At 38.0% G+C, this 6,194-nt stretch carries 5 protein-coding genes and 1 rRNA gene; 5 read left to right on the forward strand and 1 reads right to left on the reverse strand.

The features are described 5' to 3' along the window. Window positions 1-5: 5 nt before the first annotated feature. Both CRN97_RS09860 and CRN97_RS09865 read left to right on the forward strand, forming a co-directional pair. Window positions 6-1,874, forward strand: coding sequence for a beta-glucoside-specific PTS transporter subunit IIABC (locus CRN97_RS09860; RefSeq protein WP_097076763.1), 1,869 nt, complete (start codon window positions 6-8; stop codon window positions 1,872-1,874). Between the two features lie 68 nt (window positions 1,875-1,942). Beyond that, entirely contained in the window at window positions 1,943-3,379 is a 1,437-nt protein-coding gene (locus CRN97_RS09865; protein ID WP_074790277.1) for a glycoside hydrolase family 1 protein, read from the forward strand. Between the two features lie 50 nt (window positions 3,380-3,429). Here CRN97_RS09865 and CRN97_RS09870 read toward each other — a convergent pair whose 3' ends face one another. After that, entirely contained in the window at window positions 3,430-4,467 is a 1,038-nt protein-coding gene (locus CRN97_RS09870) for an aldo/keto reductase (RefSeq protein WP_097076764.1), read from the reverse strand. Between the two features lie 155 nt (window positions 4,468-4,622). On the opposite strand from CRN97_RS09870, the gene CRN97_RS09875 reads away from it, so the two are divergent. The 3 genes from CRN97_RS09875 to CRN97_RS09885 all read left to right on the forward strand — a co-directional run. After that, entirely contained in the window at window positions 4,623-4,874 is a 252-nt protein-coding gene (locus CRN97_RS09875; RefSeq protein WP_097076765.1) for a heavy-metal-associated domain-containing protein, read from the forward strand. 99 nt (window positions 4,875-4,973) lie between these two features. Continuing rightward, window positions 4,974-5,753 carry a hypothetical protein gene (locus CRN97_RS09880; protein ID WP_097076766.1) on the forward strand — a complete coding sequence of 260 codons (780 nt, stop codon included), beginning with the start codon at window positions 4,974-4,976 and terminating at the stop codon, window positions 5,751-5,753. Window positions 5,754-6,115: 362 nt separating this feature from the next. Continuing rightward, window positions 6,116-6,194 (forward strand): 16S ribosomal RNA (locus CRN97_RS09885); the annotation flags it as partial.

Here is a 6,194-nt window from a genome sequence, read left to right on the forward strand (position 1 = left end):
AAATTATGGCAAGCAAATATGATGGCTTGGCTCGCATCATTATCCAGAATGTGGGCGGAAAAGACAACATTCAAAGTATTACACATTGTGTAACAAGACTCAGATTTTCACTTAAAGACGAAAGCAAAGCAAACACAGACATTTTAAAAGAGACAGACGGAATCGTTACAGTAATTCAGTCTGGCGGTCAGTACATGGTAGTTATTGGAAATCATGTACCACAGGTATTCGACGCAGTTATCAGCGTTGGACATCTTGAAAGCAAATCTGCATTAGCAGGTGGAAATGAAATCGAATCAACAGGAAAGCAAAATCCATTTAATGCTTTCATTAGCATCATTACTAGCGTGTTCACACCATTCCTTGGAGTGCTTTGTGCATGCGGTATTTTAAAGGGTGTACTTGCTCTTCTTACAGCAATTGGGGTTATGTCTGCAGCAGGCGGAACATACAATTTCCTTTATTCACTTGGTGATGCAGCATTCTACTTCTTACCACCAATTCTTGGTATGACAGCAGCAAAGAAGTTCAAGCTTCCAGAGATGGAAGGTTTACTTATTGGTCTTGCTATGGTTTATCCATACTTGACAGGCGGAGATTATGATATTTCAAACTTATTTGGAATTCCAGTTTCAATGCCACCTTCAGGAAACTATACATCATCAGTTATTCCTGTTATCCTTGCAGTAGCTTTTGCTGCATGGTTTGAAAACAAATGTGTTAAGAAAATTGTTCCAGATACAATCAAGTTATTCGGTGTTCCACTTATCACATTGTTTGTAACATTCGTATTAACAATCTTTATCATCGGACCAGTTGCATCTGCAATTGCTAACGTACTTGCATTGTTCTTCAATACATTAAATGCATTAAGCCCAATCCTTATGGGTGCAGTTGTTGGTTTCTTCTGGCAGATACTTGTTATGTTTGGTCTTCATTGGTCACTTGTACCAATCGCATTATCAAACCTTTCAACATCAGGTGAGGATATCATTCTTGTAGCTATGCTTGGTACAACATTTGCTCAGACAGGTGCTGTTCTTGGTATCTGGCTCAAGACAAAAGATAAAAAGATTAAGTCACTTGCACCAGCTGCATTCGTTTCTGGTCTTGCAGGTGTTACTGAGCCAGCTATTTATGGTCTTACACTTCCAAAGAAGGCTCCATTCTTCCGTACATGCGTTATCGCAGGTGTTGCAGGTGCAGTTCTTTGTACAATGGGCGTAAAGGCATACCAGATGGCAGGTATGGGTGTATTTGCTTATCCAGCATATGTAAATACTTCTACAAATGATACAAGAGGTATGATTATCTCAATCGTTGTTACTTTAGCATGCGTAGTTGCAGGATTCCTTTCAGAGCTTATTTTCTACAAGGATGATGCTCCAGCAAAGAAGGAAGTAAAGGTTGAAGGTTCAGCACAGGCTGAGACACTTGTAGCTCCAATCAAAGGTGAATTAAAGCAGTTATCAGATATTGCTGATGCAGCATTCTCTTCAGGTGCAATGGGCAAGGGTATTGCAATTGCTCCATCAGAAGGAAAGGTATATGCTCCAGCAGATGGTACAATTACAGCATTCTTTGCAACAGGCCATGCAATCGGCCTTACAACTGACAAGGGTGCAGAAATCATCATCCATGTAGGTATGGACACTGTTAAGCTTGAAGGAAAAGGCTTTGAGCCAAAGGTTAAGCAGGGAGATCAGGTAAAGAAGGGCGACCTTTTATTAGAATTTGATATTGATTATATTACATCTGAAGGTTACTCTGTTGATACACCAGTTATCATTACAAATACACCAAAGTATGATGACGTTATTCCTACAGATGCTGCTTCAGCTGCAGTAGGTGATACACTTATTACATTACTATAGTTATAAAAATGGGTTGAAGGATAGACTTCAACCCAGCTTATGAAATATTTAGAAAGCGAGGCTTAAAAATGAGTACATTTAGAGAAGATTTCTTATGGGGAGGCGCAGTAGCCGCAAACCAGTTTGAGGGGGCATGGGACGTAGATGGTAAAGGAGCATCCGTGTCAGATATGTGCACAAATGGAAGCCACACAACTCCAAAGCGTGTAACTACTAAAATTGAAGAGGGTACTCTCTATCCTTCACACGAGGCAATAGACTTTTATCATCACTATGAAGAAGATATTGCACTCTTTGCTGAAATGGGATTCAAGGTGTTCCGTACATCAATTAACTGGACTAGAATTTTCCCTACAGGAATGGAATCAGAGCCAAATGAGGCAGGTCTTGCTTTCTATGACAAGGTTTTTGATTGCTGTAAAAAGTATGGTATTGAGCCACTTGTAACTATTTCTCATTATGAGTTGCCATATGCTCTTGTTGAGAAATACAACGGATGGGAGGGCAGAGAGCTTATCGAGTACTTTATGAATTATTGCAAGGCTATCTTTGCAAGATATAAGGGAAAGGTAAAGTATTGGCTAACTTTCAACGAAATCAATGCAGGTACAATGCCACTTGGTGCAGTTTTATCTACAGGTACTATCAAGGGATATTCAGGTCCTGTTACAGAAGTTCCAAATAAGCCACAGGAGAGATTCCAGGCACTTCATCATCAGTTTGTTGCATCAGCACTTGCAGTTAAGTATGCCCATGACAACTATCCTGAGTACAAGCTAGGCAACATGATTTGCTTCGTAACATCATACCCCGCAACATGTAATCCTGCTGATATTATTGCAAATCAGGAGCATATGAGAGAAGTAAACTGGTATTGTTCAGATGTTCAGGTTCGAGGTGAATATCCAGCATATGCTCAGAGCATTTGGGACAAGCATGGCATCACAATCAAAATGGAGCCAGGTGATGAGGAAATCCTTAAGCAGGGTACGGTTGACTTCTACACATTCAGCTACTATATGTCAAATGTAATTAGTGGTGATCCAGAAGCAAATAAGGGCGAAGGAAACCTTATTGCAGGCGGAAAGAACCCATACCTTGAATCATCAGATTGGGGATGGCAGATTGACCCACAGGGACTTAGATATTCTCTTAATGAAATCTATGACAGATATCGTATTCCTCTTATGGTTGTTGAAAATGGACTTGGAGCAAAGGACGAGATTGAGGCTGATGGTTCAATAAACGACGACTATAGAATTGATTACCTCAGAAAGCATATTTCAGAAATGAAAAAGGCAGTAGAGGACGGCGTAGATTTGATGGGCTACACACCATGGGGATGTATTGATTTGGTTAGTGCATCAACAGGTGAAATGGCAAAGAGATACGGTTTCATTTATGTAGAAAAATACGACGATGGAACAGGCACTCTTGCTCGTAGAAAGAAGAAATCTTTTGATTGGTACAAGAACGTAATTGAATCAAATGGTGAGAATCTTTAATACATGTGTTTAATAAAAGGCAGTCTAGCAATGCTAGGCTGCCTTTAGTGTTATTGAACTTTTCTATTTCCTGCAAGAACTTCATGATAATCTTCGAGGTTCTTTCTTAAAAGTGTTGGAATCTGTAATTCGTATGGGCAATGTGTCATGCATTTGCCACATTCGATGCAATCATTAATTTTTTCCATTTCTGCCTGCCAGTACTCATTTAACCAACTTGCACTTGGCGCACGTCTAAGCATAAGAGACATGCGATTGCACTGGTTAATTTGAATTCCCACAGTACAAGGCATACAATAGCCACAACCTCTGCAGAAATCACCCATTAGCTCTTTTCTTTCTTTTTCGATAAAAGCTTTGATACTGTCATCCATGGTAGGAGTGCTATCCATAAAGGCAAGCCACTCATCTAATTCAGATTCACGTTGAATACCCCAAATTGGAACAGCACCATCAAATTGAGATATAAAGGCCATAGCAGCTTTTGAATTGGTGATTAGTCCGCCAGCTAGACCTTTCATAGAAATAAATCCCATATCATGACTGTTGCATAAATGGATTAACTCCACTTCTTTGTCTGTTGCTAAATAACTCATTGGATACTGTAGGGTTTCATATAAACCTGATTCGATGATTTCTTTTGCAACTCCTAGCTTATGAGCTGTGCCGCCAATATGTCTAATCTTACCCTGACGCTTAGCTTCTACTAAGCATTCGTATAGCCCGGTGCCATCTCCTGGTTTAAAACATTGAGGCATCATATGTAATTGATATATATCAATATATTCAGTCTTTAAGTTTGCTAATGAAGTATCTAAATCCTTCCAGAATTCTTCAGGAGTTTTTGCTGCTGTTTTTGTGGCAATAATAATATCTTCACGCTTAATATATCCTGTTCCAAATGCTTCGCCTAATTTGATTTCACTGTCACTATAAGCTCTTGCAGTATCAAAGAATCGCATACCACCGTCGTAAGCTTTTCTGAGAATTCTAACTGCTTCTTCAATGCTTACGCGCTGAATTGGCAATGCACCAAAACCATTTTGAGGAACTTTTATGCCAGTTTTTCCTAAAATGATATCTTTCATTTTGAAATCCTCCTATTACGTATTTAATTGTTGTTGATATTTTATCATGTAGGGGAGAATAAAGTCTATTTTTCTTAAAGATGTGGTAACATCATAAATATATAATATGGAGAGGAATACGGGGAGCATACAATTAATTATAGGAGGAAGTATTAATGTTAAAAGTCACTTTAAAGATTGAAGGAATGATGTGTGGCATGTGTGAGGCTCACATTAATGATGTGATTAGAAAAGTGGTTCCAAATGCTAAAAAAGTAAAGAGCTCATATGCAAAAGGTGTGAGCACATTCATATCTGAAACAGAGCCAGATAAAGACGAGCTTACAGATGCAATTTCAGAAACTGGATATACCTTGCAGGCTATGGATACAGAAGAATATACAAAAAAATTATTTGGACTATTTTAGATTATTTGATAAAAATATAACAATAAGATGTTTGACTTTTGAAAATAGTTATACTACGCTAACTATGGTTAGCGGAATATAACACAAAGGAGAGAAAAAATGAAAAGAAAAACATCTTTATTAATTGCATTTACTATGATTGCTTCACTGTATGGATGTGGTGCTAATGAAGCTGATACACAAGAAACAGTAGAGCAGGTTGAAGAGTCAACTACAGAAGAGACTGTGGAAACTGATAATGCTGAAGCAGAAAGCCAGGAAGGATACAGTTTAGCACCATTAGAAGGAACATATGTAGAATTATTTCCAGAGTTTGCTAAGGAAGAGTATAAAGATTGGTGGGTTGAGTGTATTAGCGCATATGAAACTGACGAGGATACAGTTGAAAGCTTTTATACAATGCTGACAGAATCGTACATGGGCACTATTACAGGTCAAGAAGCAGTTGAAAAATACAGTGCAGACTCGATGGTATTTGATTGCTATTTCGAGAATGACATTAAAACAATTACTGTTGATGGAAATGTGATATCCGGAGCAGATGATGAAGGTAATGAGATCTTTAGTCATGAATATAGCTATGTAGAGGATATCGATGCTTTACATGGTGAAGATGTATTAGAAAGCTACTTCCATGTATTTAAAACAGAAGACGAAGATGCTGGAGAGTTTACATACTTCGTATTTACGAACGATACACCATCAGGCGAGTACCATATAGAATTTAGGTATGGTGAATCATTGGAAGGAATGGATCAGTTTATGGATGGCAATTATGCATACTGGATGGCATCTGGAATATTACAGGACTACGACGAAGAAATGATACATAATTGTATAAAATTATTTGTTGATGAAAATGTAGGTGGAGAAGAATAAATAGAACCATGAAAGCGGCTTGCAAAAGCCGCTTTTTTAGTGGACTTAAATAAATGTTCAAACAATTGATACAATTCAAACAAAAGGGCGATTTTGGATGAATAGATTTACTTTAATAAAATCCTCAAAAAAGGCTTTACAAGTGAAGTTACAGGTGATATTATAATCGAGCACTGAGGGACAGCAAGTCACACAGAGCAAAACAAATAAACGAAGATTGATAACTGAACAGTGAAACAAACCTTGAATTAATACAGTTTTGTATAAAACATGTATCCTTGAAATTCATTTAAGTTTCTTAATGAAACGAAACCTTTATTAGTAAACAAGTCAGTTTTATACTGATTCGGAATTAAACTTTTTAACATGAGAGTTTGATCCTGGCTCAGGATGAACGCTGGCGGCGTGCTTAACACATGCAAGTCGAACGAAGCAACTTAT

Origin of the sequence: Pseudobutyrivibrio ruminis DSM 9787 (assembly GCF_900218035.1) — a bacterium.
In the GTDB taxonomy this organism is placed as follows: domain Bacteria; phylum Bacillota; class Clostridia; order Lachnospirales; family Lachnospiraceae; genus Pseudobutyrivibrio; species Pseudobutyrivibrio ruminis.